12 protein-coding genes and 1 CRISPR repeat array are annotated in these 16,773 nt (G+C 29.6%); of the genes, 8 read left to right on the forward strand and 4 right to left on the reverse strand.

The genetic code is table 11. The annotated features are described in order from the left end of the window. Positions 1 to 52: 52 nt before the first annotated feature. Entirely contained in the window at positions 53 to 1,228 is a 1,176-nt protein-coding gene (locus tag F7B34_RS01915; RefSeq protein WP_292459914.1) for a glycosyltransferase family 4 protein, read from the reverse strand. Positions 1,229 to 1,417: 189 nt separating this feature from the next. On the opposite strand from F7B34_RS01915, the gene F7B34_RS01920 reads away from it, so the two are divergent. The 3 genes from F7B34_RS01920 to pfkC all read left to right on the forward strand — a co-directional run bounded on the left by F7B34_RS01920 (position 1,418) and on the right by pfkC (position 5,951). Continuing rightward, the gene (locus F7B34_RS01920; RefSeq protein ID WP_292459917.1) at positions 1,418 to 2,992 is read left to right on the forward strand and encodes a glycogen synthase; all 1,575 of its coding nucleotides are present in this window, start codon (positions 1,418 to 1,420) and stop codon (positions 2,990 to 2,992) included. Between the two features lie 126 nt (positions 2,993 to 3,118). After that, positions 3,119 to 4,435, forward strand: coding sequence for a glucose-6-phosphate isomerase (pgi, locus tag F7B34_RS01925; protein WP_292459919.1), 1,317 nt, complete (start codon positions 3,119 to 3,121; stop codon positions 4,433 to 4,435). A gap of 73 nt (positions 4,436 to 4,508) precedes the next feature. After that, positions 4,509 to 5,951, forward strand: a complete 1,443-nt coding sequence (gene pfkC, locus F7B34_RS01930) for an ADP-specific phosphofructokinase (protein ID WP_292459921.1) — start codon at positions 4,509 to 4,511, stop codon at positions 5,949 to 5,951. Positions 5,952 to 6,268: 317 nt separating this feature from the next. Here the strand turns inward: pfkC and cas4 are convergent, their stop codons facing one another. The 3 genes from cas4 to cas1 are packed head-to-tail and all read right to left on the reverse strand — an operon-like array spanning position 6,269 to position 8,153. Continuing rightward, positions 6,269 to 6,862, reverse strand: coding sequence for a CRISPR-associated protein Cas4 (cas4, locus tag F7B34_RS01935; RefSeq protein ID WP_292459923.1), 594 nt, complete (start codon positions 6,860 to 6,862; stop codon positions 6,269 to 6,271). Continuing rightward, positions 6,863 to 7,108 (reverse strand): CRISPR-associated endonuclease Cas2, encoded by a 246-nt coding sequence (gene cas2 / locus F7B34_RS01940; RefSeq protein ID WP_367116331.1) that lies wholly within the window; start codon positions 7,106 to 7,108, stop codon positions 6,863 to 6,865. Positions 7,109 to 7,151: 43 nt separating this feature from the next. Continuing rightward, positions 7,152 to 8,153 carry a CRISPR-associated endonuclease Cas1 gene (gene cas1, locus F7B34_RS01945; RefSeq protein ID WP_292459925.1) on the reverse strand — a complete coding sequence of 334 codons (1,002 nt, stop codon included), beginning with the start codon at positions 8,151 to 8,153 and terminating at the stop codon, positions 7,152 to 7,154. Between the two features lie 146 nt (positions 8,154 to 8,299). Between cas1 and F7B34_RS01950 the strand changes: the two genes are divergently transcribed. The 5 genes from F7B34_RS01950 to F7B34_RS01970 are packed head-to-tail and all read left to right on the forward strand — an operon-like array spanning position 8,300 to position 14,970. Then, positions 8,300 to 10,162, forward strand: a complete 1,863-nt coding sequence (locus F7B34_RS01950) for a TIGR02556 family CRISPR-associated protein (protein ID WP_292459927.1) — start codon at positions 8,300 to 8,302, stop codon at positions 10,160 to 10,162. Beyond that, positions 10,155 to 11,150: a type I-B CRISPR-associated protein Cas7/Csh2 gene (cas7b, locus tag F7B34_RS01955; RefSeq protein ID WP_292459929.1), complete on the forward strand. Its 996-nt coding sequence runs from the start codon at positions 10,155 to 10,157 to the stop codon at positions 11,148 to 11,150. The genes F7B34_RS01950 and cas7b overlap by 8 nt, the downstream gene beginning before the upstream one ends. 60 nt (positions 11,151 to 11,210) lie before the next feature. Next, positions 11,211 to 11,936 (forward strand): type I-B CRISPR-associated protein Cas5b, encoded by a 726-nt coding sequence (gene cas5b, locus F7B34_RS01960; protein WP_292459931.1) that lies wholly within the window; start codon positions 11,211 to 11,213, stop codon positions 11,934 to 11,936. 17 nt (positions 11,937 to 11,953) lie between these two features. Further along, the gene (cas3, locus tag F7B34_RS01965) at positions 11,954 to 14,284 is read left to right on the forward strand and encodes a CRISPR-associated helicase Cas3' (protein WP_292459932.1); all 2,331 of its coding nucleotides are present in this window, start codon (positions 11,954 to 11,956) and stop codon (positions 14,282 to 14,284) included. Between the two features lie 8 nt (positions 14,285 to 14,292). Beyond that, on the forward strand, positions 14,293 to 14,970 hold the full coding sequence (locus F7B34_RS01970; RefSeq protein WP_292459933.1) for a CRISPR-associated endonuclease Cas6: 678 nt from the start codon (positions 14,293 to 14,295) through the stop codon (positions 14,968 to 14,970). A gap of 70 nt (positions 14,971 to 15,040) precedes the next feature. Then, a CRISPR array of direct repeats spans positions 15,041 to 16,772; the repeat unit is 36 nt; unit sequence GTTTCCATCCTTGTTTTAATGGATGTGTCTTTCAGA. Position 16,773 lies beyond the last annotated feature (1 nt).

The raw sequence follows: 16,773 nt of genomic DNA on the forward strand, positions 1-16,773 counted from the left end.
ACCCACCTCATTGCCGTTATTTAATTTATTATATATTTATTAATATATATTTTTATTTATATATGGAATCTATCACTCTATTATATACTTCAAGTGTGTTGTTTGCTATGCTATCCCAACTGTATTTTGTATATACATCGTGTTTTGCATTATTTACAATCCATTCTCTAAATCCCCAATCTGAAAGAATCCTATTAACACCCCATGCAATAGAATCTGGATTTTTTGGATATGCAATAACTCCATTATACTCATGCTTTATAATTTCCTTTAAACCCCCAACTCCACTTGCAACCACAGGAGTTCCCGCTGCCATAGATTCAAGTGCTACAATCCCAAATGGTTCATAAACTGACGGAATTACAGTTATATCAGCAGATTTAAAAAGTTTTTTCAACATATCTCCCCCAACAAATCCCAAAAATATTATTTTATCCCTACATCCAAGTTGGAATGCCAAATTTTCTAAATATCCCCTCATATCTCCTGAACCTGCTATTACTATCTTTGAATCAGGGTGCTGTTCTAAAATCTTAGGAGTTGCCCTTATTAAATATTCCACCCCTTTTTGATATACCAATCTTCCAACAAACAATATCATTTTTTCATGGGGCTGAACTCCAATATGAGTTTTAAACTCATTTTTTTCATTATCGCTCATTGGTATATCAAACTCCCCAGGGTTTATTCCATTATATATAACATTCACTTTATCCCAAGGGGTATTGAACATTGAGCATATCTCTTCCTTTATTGAATTACTAACTGTAATAACTGCATGGGATTCATAGGTGCTCCACCATTCTATATCATTTATAGCCCTTGAATCTTCTGAATAAATCCCACCGCATCTTCCCTTTTCTGTGCTATGAATGGAGTGGATATATGGTTTGTTAAAAAGATGTTTTATACTGCTGCCCACAAAATGGGTCATCCAATCATGGCAATGTATTACATCGTAGTTATTTACACCCAATGAACCTAATTTTTTTTCCATAAAATGTGCCATGAAATTAGCCCATGTTAGAAAATGACTATGTCCAATTGGTTTTACACGGTATATATTTACCCCATTTATGTTTTCATATTCTGGTAAATTATATCCCACAGTAATTACATCGACACTATGGCCTGCCCTAACAAGTGCCTCAGCAAGACCCTTACAATGAACTGACAATCCTCCTACCATAATTGGTGGATATTCCCAAGTTATCATGGCTATTTTCATACTATCACTAAAAAGTTTTTAATTTTTTTATTTTTTAATATTTTTTTATTATTCCTATATTATATAAAAATATTATTAAATTTTAAGTATTCGTGAGGTATAGCGATATATTTTTATATCATTACACTTCAATATATAACTAATAACATTATATTGCAATGCCATTTAATAAAATTGTAGGTGATATTTTTGAAAGTGGCAATATTAACACCAACCATAGCACCTTTAACATCTGTTGGGGGTTTAGGAGATGTAATGCAGGATTTACCAAAATTTTTAAAATGCAGGGGAAATGAAGTGGTAGTTATAACCTACGACCATCACAATAAAATCTCAAATTTCCTTCATGAAAAAATAACTACATTGGATATAAAATATCAAGGAACAAATTTTAAATTTGAAGTTATAAAAACAAAACACCCCCTTACTGGTGTAGATATAATTGCATTCAGTAATAAAAACTTCAATAAATTAGACACATGGGATCCATTAAAATATGAATTATTTGCGGATTTGGTTGTGGCGTATCTGGACAAATTTGACAATGTAGATTGTGTTTCAGGTCATGATTGGCCTTGTGGTCTTGCAATAGCAAAATGCCATGAAAAACTGGATTTACCAACCACCATTACAATACACAACGAGGCATTTAAAGGACCAATAAAAGAATATAAAGGATTAGTAATGTCCTTTTTGGATTTGGGAATTTATTTTAGCGATGCTTTTAACACCGTAAGTCCAACTCATGCAGAAGAAATAAAATCTATTGAGTTTATAAGGGAACAAAGTAATATAAAACCCTTCCACGGGATACTGAATGGTATAGATTTTGAAGTATTTAACTCAGCCAATATTATAAAAAGAATGCTATCTTTGACCAATGGTGAATTAGATCCCAGAAAATATGCCTTTACCTCAAATTACAGCATGAATGATGCCAACACCATAAAACCAAAGATAAAATATGGATGGTTTTACAACCCTGAAAATTTAAAAAATTATATTGAAGACTGGAATAATATGGATAAAAGTAAGATATCTGGGACAGATGTTGAAATTTATGGGGATATAAAATGCAAGGATATGACTACTCCATTAATAGGATTTGTCGCACGGGCAACATATCAAAAAGGGTTTGATATAATATTTGAAGCGTTTCCTGAATTATTCAATGAGCATGATTTAAAATTTGTTATGCTTTCAAAAGGTGAAAAACACATAGAAGATGGTATGAAAGATTTAGCTGAGAGTTACAGTGAAAAGGTTATTTCGTTGGTGGGTTATTGTCCTCCATTAACATCCATTATATATGCAGGAAGTGATTGGACAATTGTGCCATCAGTTTGGGAACCATGTGGTTTAACTCAAATGGAATCCATGGCATACTGCACACCCGTGATAGCAAGGGAAGTTGGAGGATTAAGAGACACCATTATATCATTAAACCCAGACCCATTAACCAATCCAAATTTCAACAAAGCAACAGGAGTATTGTTTAAAAATTATGATAAATGTGGTTTAAAATGGGGAGTAGAGCACGCTTTGAACTGGACATTTTATAGGTTAAAAGAAATATGCTTATATATAAATTATAGACATATAAATTGCCCAGAAAGCCCTTATGAAAAAGATAGCCCATTGACAACATTGATGAAAAATTGTTACAATCATACCCATAAAAATTTAAGCTGGCAAAATAATGAAAGTATAAATAAATATAAGGGTATTTATGGAGGGGCAATTTATAAGCATTTTTTAAAATAATTTAAAAAAGTTATAATATTTTATAACATTATATTATTATCATTCTCATAAAAATTATTAAATATATATTTTTATATAATTTAAAAAAATAAATTAAATTGTAATTTAAATGAGAAGAGGGGAAAAATGAAAGGTAAATGTTTGTTTAAATACACAAATACCATAGTAGAGACCGTAGGCAACAATGGATTATCTCTAACAGATATCAAGAATATATCAAATAAAATAGAGGCATCATACAATAAACTACTAGAAAAATACAGCAATAAACAACTGGGATATATGGATATAATTTACGATGATTTAAACAAATATTATGAATTAATGGAACATTCAAAAGATTTTGAATATATCATAGTTATTGGAATGGGCGGTTCTATTTTAGGGACTCAGATGGTGTATGAAGGCATCAAAGGAGTTTATTACAATGAATACAGTAATAAAAAGGTTTATTTTTTGGATAATTCAGACCCGGAAAAAACATCCGATATTATCAATTTAGTGGATTTGAATAAAACTCTTATATTTGTAATAAGTAAGTCTGGAAATACCTCTGAAACACTTGCAAACTTTTATATAATCAGAAACCTATTGAAAAATAATGTTAAAAATTACAATAAAAATATAGTTGCAATAGCAAATGACGGAACATTAAGAAATATTGCAAAAAATGAAAATTATATGCTTTTTGATGTTCCTAAAAATGTAGGAGGAAGATTTTCTGTTTTATCTGCTGTGGGACTGGCTCCCCTATCATGTATGGACATAGATATAGAAATGCTGATGAAGGGTGCAAGGGAAATGGATAAGTTATGTAAAAATGACGATATTTTTAAAAATCCTGCTCTTATGAATGCAGCGATTCATTACATACTATATAACAATAATGGAAAAACTATCTCTGTTCTTATGCCTTATATTGAAAGATTGCATAAATTTGGTATGTGGTATAGACAGTTATGGGCAGAAAGTCTTGGAAAGGATGGGAAGGGACAAACCCCCATTGTGTCTGTTGGTGCAAAAGACCAGCATTCTCAACTGCAACTATATTTGGATGGTCCAAGAGATAAAATCATTACATTTTTAAAGGTAAATAATTTTAAACAGGATTTGTATATTAAAGATTCGAATTATTTAAACAACCACACATTATCGGAGCTCATAAATGCAGAGCAGGAAGGTAGTGAAGCAGCTTTAACCTCAAAGGGAGTTCCAAATGTTTCTATTATATTGGATGAATTAAACGAATACACCCTTGGAAAATTGATATTTATGTATGAAATGCAAACTGCATTTATGGGCGAGCTTCTTGAAATAAATGCGTTCGACCAACCTGCGGTTGAAGATGGAAAAAAAATAACCCGTGAATTGCTAATGGGAAAATCCATTGAAGAATTAACTGGATTTAAATCATTAAATAATAGATATATAATTGAAATGTGAAATGTGAATTTTATAATTTTTCTTATTTTTTATTTCTTTTATTATGTCTTTATATCTTATATTGGTGAAATATATGGATAATGGGAATAGTTATGTAGGGCACTACAAAGAATGCCTCAAATATATCGATAATTTTTCAAATATAAGCGTTTTTTTAGCATACAATGTTAATGTAGATGCTATAAAATACTTTAAAGATGGTAAGGAGGTACAGAAGCTCATTGACTTGTTTGATGAAGGGGAAATTATAAAAACAATTAAACTATATCCAAGAAAAATAAACAGTCCGGTAGATTTTATAGCAAGGTTGGTTTATTCTATGAAAACTGGAAAACCAGCAGAAGTCCCTGTTTCAGAGGATAAACTATTAAATATATGGTTTGATGAGCTAAAATATGATGAGGAAAGAATGGGGGGACAGGTTGGAATTATATCAAATCTTTTATCAATTTTGAATTTAAAAAGAGTGGTGGCATATACTCCAATACTATCAAAGAAACAGGCAGAAATGTTTGTAAATAAAGAAAATTTACTTTATCCATCTGTTATAAAAGGAAATTTAGTTCTAAAAAAACCTATCGAATCATACCGAAAAGAAGACCCTCTAAAAATAAACAGAATTTTTGAATATATTAAAGGTATTGAATTTAAACTTGGAGATGAAAAGATAATTACACCACAGGCTAATAGATTTATTGTAGCTTCAAGACCAGATGCATTGAGGTTTGAAATAAAGGGAGAATTAAAAAAGAAATTGCCCGAAATAGGAGAAGTTGTGGATTGTGCAATACTTTCAGGATACCAGGGAATAAAGGAGAAATACAGCGATGGAAAAACTGATGAATATTATTTTAAAAAGGCGGAGGAAGATATAAAACTTTTAAAACAGAAAAACATGGATATAAAAATTCACCTAGAATTTGCATCTATCCAAAGTAAAAATCTCAGAAAAAAAATTGCAGAAAGAATAATACCAAATGTTAATTGTTTGGGCATGGATGATACAGAAATTGCAAATATTATCCATATACTTGGATATGATAATCTAAGTAATAGTATAATAAAAAATAGCATGATTGAAGATGTTATTGAGGCTTCAAAAATATTATTGGATGAATATCCTAATTTAGAACTCGTGCAAACTCATACCATGTATTATATAGTATGCATGTGTAGAAAGGATAATCCATTAAATGATAAGGAACTCAAAAAAACCTTAGAGTTGGCTACTGTCCTTGCATCTACAAAAGCCAAACTTGGAGACATATCAAAGATTGAAGATTTAAAAGAAGGTTTGTGTATTCCTTACAATACCCATGCCAAGTTGTTAAATTCAATATTGGTAAATTTAAAAAATAGCGATAGATATAAAGATTATAAAATTGCCATGGTGCCATCAAGATTGGTTAAAAATCCAAAATCTACTGTTGGTTTAGGGGATACAATATCTGCTGGTGCTTTTATTACATATGTGTCCTTAGTGAATTACCCCTCCCGTAAGGGAGGGGTTAAATGAAAACCGAAAGGTTTTCGTAGCCCTCGCCTTCGGGCAAACCTTCCTACTCATAGGAGATTTTAGCCCAGAGATTACCTTTATATAAAGTATAACTCTGAGTGAATTACTCCCCTCCGTCTTAAAATGGACTCCCTCATCGCAAATCTTTATTTGCTAGCTAAAATCCAAAGGATTTTTTAATACCTTATCTTCGCGAAGCGAGGAGATTAAACAAAATGCTTCGCATTTTGTAGCTCACCAACTTTGTTGGTGATTTTAAAAATCTTTGATTTTTAAGACTGAAAGGGACTTCTTGCGGAATAAGTTAAAAATATTAATTATTTACAGCACACATTCCTATAACAACAATCAACACATTTTCTTTTATTTACCTTAATATTATCAGGAAATTCTTCATTTTCAATTATATCAAATATCAAATCGACAAATGCAACTGCATCATCAAAATCTTTTTTCTTAAATTCTATTTCCTTAACTAAATTTCCACTTCTAACATAAACCACATAGCCCTTTTTAACATCCACATCAAAATTATCCTTAATTAATAACCCATACAGCACTGACTGATACTTATGAGTTTTAAATAACTTATTCTTAAACTCGGCAAACTTATAATCAAGTGGTGAATAGCTACCATCTCCGAGCTCTACAATCTCATCCACTACTCCAACAATTCTATACTTTTTAGATGATAAATAAACATCAATATATTTTGATTTTGCATTTATACTTTTTCTAATATATCCTTTGTTTATTTTCTCCCTTAGTTCATGGATATTCCTTCCAATAATAACTTTTTCCCTTTTTTCTTCATATTGTGGAATGCCTAAAACTCTCTCAAAATAAACAAATCTAGGACAATACATATACTCCACAACATCGGAAACTGTTATCATCTCTTCACTGCTCATTTAAAGCACCAGCGTATTTTTATTATCTGTGATTAAATCCTTATCAAATTCTTCCCCAATACATATCAAACTTCCAAAACATTTTTTGCATACCGGTATAATGTATATTTTATCGTTCTCACCACCATTTTTAAGAATATTTTCACAAAAAACCCTGAGCTCATCCACCCTATTGTTATTTAAACTTCCTGCAAAAACTGACTTCTGAATCCTATAAAGTCCATAATTTAAGCATTTATCCGATATTTTTTCCTTATTTTATTGTCGCTAATGTCATAAATCACATAAATCATAATTTCCCCCTTATTGATTTAGTAATCTCATAACATTCCTTCTGTATAAAATCAGGCAATAAATATTTTTTATTCTTAAAATAAAACTCCTTTCCAAATACATTATCTTTTATATATAGTGCAAATTCCCCCTTCCCATCATCAGATAATGAAATTCCGTTTTCCAAAGTATCAAAATGATTATCCTTAACTTTTTTAGAGTTTATAAAATTCACAACCCCTCTATCTATGTGAGCTCTATACATTTCAATTACATCATAAACCAGTGTTGTTTTATTGTAGTTATCGGCATGTATAAACCCAACATATGGGTCTAAACCTGCAACAATAAGGCATTTTTCAACCATTGGATAGAGCATTCCATATCCATAATTTAGAAAGGCATTGAACCTATCCTTTGCAGGTCTTCTACTTCTTTCTTTGAATTTATATTTCTTAGGAAGGGCATAATTTATACCTTCAAAGTAGTATTTTGAGGCAATTCCTTCTATTCCAATTATCGTATCTTTTATTTCTCTATGAGGTAGTTTATCATCGATATTGTTTGTGTATTGGGTGAGCTCCTCCATACAGTTATCAATGTTTTTTATTATTGTGTCGAAATCACCCTTATTGCCATGATTCTTTTTTAAATCTTTTAGATAATCCATTTGATTTTTCATTTTTCTTTTAATCCAATTGGATGCAAACCTTATGCCTTCAATGGATTCGCTGAATTTTAACTGACTTCTTCGAGTTTTAGCAGTTTTTCCAATTCTACAATGCCAGACCATACCTGTTGGTTCTTCCCATTTTAAAAATATTATTGGAATATTGTTTTCAATGGCAAGGGTTATAGCCCCCGTAGTAATTGTTCCATTGTTTGAAAGGATTATTCTTTCTACTTTGATTGCAGGTATGTCTGTTTTTACGGTTTTACCATCATTTTTCAATTCTACATGGAATCTATCTTCTTTTTTAGATATGAAAAATCCATTAGTTTTTAAAAGTAAATCCATATTCTCCCAATTTTATCTTTTATTTTTGAAATAGAAATTAGAAAAAAATATAACAAAAAATTTATATATAGCATTAAATAGAATATGATTACCACCATATTTATAAGTTAATGTTTAGTTTATTTAGGGTATTAATGGAGGGGAGTATGTTATCCAGTGTAGCTCAACTTGGGAATTATATAATAAAAAATGAAGGAAAGGATTTAAACAATCCAATGTCTATATTGATTGAGAATCCCAATGTAAATGGAAAGTATAAAAATATATTGAAAATAACCTTTGATTACAATACATTGGAATATTTGGGAGTATATCCTGATGAATTTGATAAAACCAAGCATTTATTAAAACTAATGTATAAAAAATCAAGAGGGGCTAACGATGCTGATTTTTCACCAACTTCAAAAATTGCAGGGGATACTGAGAGAACCTTAAAAAAGAAAATAATCAGAGCAGTATCTAAAACCAGAAAATACGAAAAATATAAAAACTCAAACTTTCTTAAAAAATTGGAAAAATCCTTAAAAGATAATGAGGATAAAATTTTAAAAGATATCCTAAATAAAAAGGGAAAAGACGGCACAATACTCACCATAACATTTAAAGACGGTGAAAATGAGTATTTTGTAGGAGATATTGAGGAATTTATAAATTACTTCATACATAAAGCCACTATGGATTATTATTATATGACAACAGGGAATATAATCTCAAAAGGTTCGGGAATATGCTCTATATGTAATAAAGAAAATGAAGAAGTATATGGAGTATTTGGACGATTTAAATTTTATTCAATCGATAAAATTGGAAATGTAAGTGGATTTAATCCAAATAATGCTTGGAAGACCTTTCCAATATGTTTAAAATGTGCATTAGCTGTTGAAGAGGGGAAAAAATATTTGGACGAAAATTTAAGAGGTAAATTTTACGGAACAGAATTTTATATGATTCCAAAGGTATTATTTGACAAAGACATGGAGCGAATCCTAAATAGTTATAATGATTTAGTAAAAAATGTAAAAAACAGAGATTATTCTAAAAGAGAAAAACTTTTGCTGAGATTTCTAAAAAATAGTGATATTTACTGCTACACTACATTTATGTTTTTTAATGAAGGTAATGATTTCAAAGTTCTTCAAATGATTGAGGATGTTCTTCCTTCAAGATTTAGTGTATTATACAATGCCATGGAAAAAACTGAGAACATTCCACTATTTAAAAACTATAAAATAAATAAAAATAATTTAAAAAAATTAAATAAAAATCAACGCAAGTATTTTGCTTCAATATTTAAAAACAACGAGGATTTGGAAGAATTGAAGTTTTTATTTGGATATATTAAAGAATTTGTCGATAATGATAACGAAGTATTTTTAAAACTGATGAATAACATATTTTCAAATAAAAAAATCGATTACCACTATCTAATTAACCAATTTATCTCAAAAATACGGCGAGAATTTAAAACCAGTGAATCTATTTCTTTATCCGCTTATAAATCTCTCATGATTATCTACTTCCTAATTAACACAAATTTACTAAGTAATAACCTAAAATCAAGGGGTGAAATCATCACAGAAAAATCCATATATGATTATGGCGAAATAGATAAGTTTTTTGAAGATTATAAAGATTTTTTTAACAGTGAGGATAAAAAGGCTGTGTTCTTAACTGGCGTTTTAGTTGATAAACTACTAAGACTTCAATATCAAAAACGACAATCAAAGCCATTTTTAGCAAAACTTCATGGTTTAAAATTGGATAAATCCAAAATTGAAAGTATATTCAAAGAGGCAACTCAAAAGTTAATGGAATATGGGCAGGAGGATAATATAAATTATTATTCCCGCTTAAAAGAAGAAACTGCACGCAGATTTATAACATCTGGTGATAATTGGAATTTATCAAACAACGAAATATCATATATATTTTCATTGGGACTCGCCATGAGCTCCGTCTTTGACAACTTAAAAAATAATAAAAATAACAAGGGTGAGGATGATGAGTAATAAACCTGAATCAAACGGCATAAATAGAAGTGAATTAATATTTTTATACGATGTTCAATATGCAAATCCAAATGGGGACCCATTAGATGATAACAAGCCAAGGATTGACCCATCTACTGGAATAAATTTAGTAAGTGATGTCAGATTAAAAAGAACCATTAGGGACTATTTAAATGAATTTAAAGGGGAGGAAATATTTGTAAGGGAAATTGAAGACAATGAAGGTAATATTCAAGATGCAAAATTGAGAGCTGAGGACTTCCTTTATGATGAAAATAACAATAAAATTAATAAATCAAAACTAAAACTGAATGAAATGAAAGAAATAATGAGAAATAACATTTTAAGCAGTTGTATAGATGTTAGACTTTTTGGAGGCACAATTCCTATCGAGTTAGATAAAAACAAGAAGAGCTCCATCACACTTACAGGACCTGTTCAGTTTAGATTTGGAAGGTCACTTCACAAAGTAGAACCGATGTTCATAAAGGGAACAGGGGCATTCGCATCTGGAAAAGACAAAGGACAAAAAACTTTTAGGGAAGAATATGTCGTTCCATATTCTTTAATATCATTTTATGGAATAATAAACGAAAATGCTGCAAAACACACCAATCTATCAACAGAAGACATAAACAAACTTATTGATGCTCTATGGAATGGGACAAAAAACCTTATTAGCAGAAGTAAGATGGGACAAACTCCAAGGTTATTAATTAAAGTGAATTACAAGGAAAACAACTACCATGTTGGAGATTTGGATAAATGTTTAGCACTTAAATCCAATGTTAATGATGAAGAAATTAGGAGCTCCGATGACTATAAAATTGATATGACAAAATTAATAGATATATTGTTGAAAAATAAAGATAAAATTGAAAATGTTGAATATGTGTGGGATGATAGATTAAAACTAACTTACAACGACGAAGAGTTTAAATTCAATGTAGATGGCAATGAAATTGAGTTTAAAGAAATTAATATTTAATATATTCAACACACACCATATTATTTTATTTTAATTTATTTCACACTTTTTGGTGAAAATATGAAGATGATAGTTTTCGATATTTGGGGGGATTATGGGCATTTTAAAAAAATCTATACAACTACAAGTCCTTTATCTTATGATTTTCCCCCAAAAACTTCAATATATGGCATGTTGGGAGCATTTTTAGGATTAGACAAAGAGAATTATTTAAGGCATATAAATAAAGATACTGTAAAGATAGCCCTAAAAATAAAAAATCCTATACAAAAAACCAATATTGCCCTGAATCTAATTGATACAAAAAAGGGTAGGGTAAAAGGACCCGGTTTTAACCTAATAAACGGCAGAACACAAATACGATTTGAAATGCTTAAAAATCCAAAATATCGGTTGTATGTTTATTTAACGGATAAAGAATCATATTCAAAATTAAAGAACTTGTTGGAACAGCATAAAACAGTATATACTATATCGTTGGGACTATCGGAGCTCATAGCAAATTTTGGATATGTGGGAGAATTTGAAGTTGAGAAAAAAGTTTCTGACAATGAATACACGCCCATTAACTCAGTAATTAGGCGAGATAATTTAATAAATGATGATATTAATTTGGAAATGGATAGAGAGTATTTATTTTCAAAAATACCAAATGAAATGGATGAAAATAGAATAACCACGGAGTATATAGACATATTTTACGAACGAAATGGAGAGCCAATAAGTTGCAAGGTTAAAGAGTATTATCATATTCCAGAATTAAATGAGAATATTACCTTTATTTAGATATTGAGGGACTCTATATGGAGCTTATATCTCATACCAATCCTGACTATCCTTTAAAAAACCATCTTATAAACACAAAAAATAGAGCATTATCTAAATACAATCCACCAAAATTAAAATATTTTAATAATGACCTAATCAAGGATATTTTAAAAATAATATGCTTGTCTCACGATTTTGGAAAGACTACAACCTATTTTCAAAAATATATAAGAAACGAGAAAATAGAAAAAAAGATATTAAAAAGACATTCAGAAATATCTTTTATTTTAGCAAACTATATTATAAAGGATTATTTAGAGGCAAAAGAGGTAAATAACAAATACTACCAAATATTTTCATTATGTGTAAAAAATCATCATAGCAGTTTATCGGAGCTCATACATGATGCAGATATATCGGATAAAAATATTTTAAAAAAGCAGTTCAAATCATTAGATTTCAATTTTATAAACTGTATTTTAGAGGAAAATAATATCTCAAAATTGAATTGTAATTTTGAGGAGCTCATTTCAGAAGTTGAAGAATTGGAGTATCTTTGTGATGAACTAAAATATGAAACCAACGATGAAATGAAAATTGAAGCGTATTATTTATATCAATATTTATTTTCTCTATTAATATCATCAGATAAAGAGGATGCCATATTTAGACAAACTTCTAACAACTATCCAGCGAATTCAGACACAATCCCAACTGATATTATTGAGTATATTGAAAATAAACCTAAAACTAAACCAATAGACCATCTAAGAACAGAAATATTTTATAAAATTTCAAATAAAGTGCATAATTTAGATTTAAATCAGAAAATATACACATTAAATGCCCCAACAGGAATTGGGAAGACTCTTACTATTTTTAATTTTGCCTTAAAACTGTCAAATCGGATAAAAACTGAAAAAAACATCGATATGAAAATAATATACTGCCTTCCATTTTTAAGTATTATTGACCAAAACTACAAAGTTTTAAACGAAGTTTTAAAAAATCCACCTTCAAATATCCTTTTAAAACATCATCATCTGTCGGATGTGGTATATAGACATGAAGAAAATGGGGAAGAAAATATATTGGATGAAAACAAATCACTTCACTTAATAGAAACATGGAGCTCCAAGATAATTACAACAACATTTATGCAGTTGTTTTACAGCATATTTTCAAATAAAAACAGCGATTTAAAAAAGTTTAATAGTTTATCTAACAGCATAATTGTATTGGATGAAATACAGTCCATTCCTCACAAATACTGGCATTTAGTCAATAAAATATTTAAATTTTTGGCAGAGGAGTATAATATATATTTTATACTTACAACAGCTACATTACCTATGATTTTTGATAAAAATAAATGCGTAGAACTTCTTGACGATAAAGAACATTATTTTTCAAACTTAAATAGAATAAAGATGAAAATACATAATGAGCCCATGGATTTAACTGAATTTGTAGATGTATTGGACGAGAACATAAACAACAATCCAGATAAAGATTTTTTAATAGTATTGAATACCATAAAATCATCAAAAGAAGTTTATGACTTATTAAAGGGATATAACTATGAAAATACCGAATATTATTACTTATCCACCAATATATACCCAAAGGAGCGTTTAAACCGTATTGAGAAGATTAATAAAAATAAAGACGGTAAATGCAATAATCGAAAAATTATAGTATCCACCCAGTTAATCGAAGCAGGAGTAGATATAAGCGTTGATATTGTATATCGAGATATTGCACCGTTGGATTCAATAAATCAAACTGCTGGGAGATGCAACAGACACGGAGAAGGAACAGAAAAGGGGGTTATAAACATAGTCAAACTAACCAATGACAAGGGTCATCCATTCAGTAGGTATATTTATAACGGAGCTCTCATTTCAAAGACTGAGGAGTTATTAAAAAATTATGATGAGATTGAAGAAAGGGAGCTCCTAAATATTAACAATTGTTATTTTGAAAAATTGAAAGGTTATGATGATTCATCGAGGGAGCTCTTGGAAATTATTAAAAAGTTCAAATATAATGATGTACCTAAAAATTTTAAATTAATTGACGAAATACCCCAAATAAATCTATTTGTGAATGTTGAAGATGATGCAGAGGAAGTATATGATGAATATGTGCGGATAAAAAGTATAAAAGACCCATTTAAAAGAAGGAATGAATTTTTAAAAATAAAAAAGAAGTTTTATCAATATACAATATCAGTCCCTAAGTATGCCATCGAGGGAAAAAATATTTTAATAGATGAAAATAAGGATATAAATGTAATTGATGAAACATATTACGATATGGAAACAGGGTTTAAAGTTGTTGAAGATAACATGTTAATATTGTGAGGGAAAATATGAAATTAAAAACCATGTATTGTAAATTAAAAACAGATAAACCATTAAAAAAATCTCAAACTCCTTATTTGAGGGGGTATATATTAAATAAGTTTGATAAGTGCGGTTATGAAATATTACATAATCATAGCGGAAATGGATTTATATATTCTTACCCTAAAATTCAGTACAAAATAATGGGAGGTAATGCCTATATAATTGGCATGGATGAAGGAACAAATATTTTAGGGGGCATAGTGCTTGAGCTCAGAGAGTTAGAATTAAATCATGAAACTTATAAAGTTATTGATGGCTATATTTCTGTAAAATCTGAGGAATTTGGAGTATGTGATGATTTAAAAAAATATAAGTTTATAGCACCATGGATTGCCTTAAATGAAAAGAATTATTCAAGTTATAAAAAATTAAATGAGAATGAACGAAAAGAAAAACTTGAAAAGATAATAATTGGAAATCTATTATCTATGAGCAAATACTTAAATTACACCGTTGATAAGAAAATAGAGGCGAATATATTGGAATATCATGAAGTTCCAGTCAATTATAAAAGAACAAAATTTATTGGATTTTTCGGCAAATTTGAAGTTAATTTTAATATTCCAAATCTGTTTGGAATTGGGGGTAAGGTATCAAAAGGATTTGGCTCAGTGGTGTCATTGAGAGATGATGATTTATAGTTTTGAATTGAAAAAATATATAAATATTGCATGAGCTCATGTGAGTATAATATATTATTTTTTTATTTTATTTTCCATCCTTGTTTTAATGGATGTGTCTTTCAGACATGATTTGATAAATATAATACAAAAACATTTTTACCGTTTCCATCCTTGTTTTAATGGATGTGTCTTTCAGACCTGCTGTTTATAATATATCATTAGAATATGAATCAGAATGTTTCCATCCTTGTTTTAATGGATGTGTCTTTCAGACAATACTAGATGAATATATAACATGTAAAATAAATAGGTTTCCATCCTTGTTTTAATAGATGTGTCTTTCAGACGAAAAACCCGTATTACCACAAGTTGAAAAAATATAGTTTCCATCCTTGTTTTAATGGATGTGTCTTTCAGACGAAAAATTTAGAAGAAAAATATTTAAAATCCTTACCAAGTTTCCATCCTTGTTTTAATGGATGTGTCTTTCAGACATATTTCAATCGTTAGAAACAATTCTAAATTTGCTAAGTTTCCATCCTTGTTTTAATGGATGTGTCTTTCAGACCTGCTAACAACTGTATTTTTTTATAATATTTTATTAAGTTTCCATCCTTGTTTTAATGGATGTGTCTTTCAGACAATCAAAAATTAAATCTATTACAAAAAAATTCATGTCTGTTTCCATCCTTGTTTTAATGGATGTGTCTTTCAGACATTATATAAAAATATTTAAAATTGTATTATATTCTATGTTTCCATCCTTGTTTTAATGGATGTGTCTTTCAGACAAATATGATAGAATAAAATACAAATACAATGATGCGTTTCCATCCTTGTTTTAATGGATGTGTCTTTCAGACCCAACTAAAGAAAAGAAAAATCTCTGAGGAAAAGAGGTTTCCATCCTTGTTTTAATGGATGTGTCTTTCAGACTATTACGGGATTCCCATCATGGACATCCCTGTATATTGGTTTCCATCCTTGTTTTAATGGATGTGTCTTTCAGACAGTAAAGGAAATTATAGGGTATATGAAGACCGTAGTTTCCATCCTTGTTTTAATGGATGTGTCTTTCAGACTATATACGGGTAGAAAAAAAAAGAGGTGATATAGATGCGTTTCCATCCTTGTTTTAATGGATGTGTCTTTCAGACCATACATTAAATATAAATTATTGTTAATTGAATATGATGTTTCCATCCTTGTTTTAATGGATGTGTCTTTCAGACTAAATATGTATGATATAGTATAATGTGCAGTATGATAGTTTCCATCCTTGTTTTAATGGATGTGTCTTTCAGACAATATGTCTCCATATTTTTTATTATCTAATTTTTGTTTCCATCCTTGTTTTAATGGATGTGTCTTTCAGACTGGATAAATAGAAATATTCCTATTTTAAAGGAAAAGTTTCCATCCTTGTTTTAATGGATGTGTCTTTCAGACTATGTATTCCGTCCCTGCGGGGTATAGGGGTTTGAGGTTTCCATCCTTGTTTTAATGGATGTGTCTTTCAGACACAGAGGGACAAGCAAATTCAAAATATATAGGGATGTTCAGGAGTTTCCATCCTTGTTTTAATGGATGTGTCTTTCAGACCTAAAAAAGGGGAGCAGTTGGATGTCCCCGAGCGTTTCCATCCTTGTTTTAATGGATGTGTCTTTCAGACGTTCGGTAATTTTTTACCAATTGTTGCCTTATGGTTCCGTTTCCATCCTTGTTTTAATGGATGTGTCTTTCAGACAGGTGGATAATAGCTTAGTATTAGATTATGAAGTATAGTTTCCATCCTTGTTTTAATGGATGTGTCTTTCAGAC

It is taken from the genome of Methanothermococcus sp., assembly GCF_015523155.1.
Lineage (GTDB): Archaea > AGJL01 > Methanococci > Methanococcales > Methanococcaceae > Methanofervidicoccus.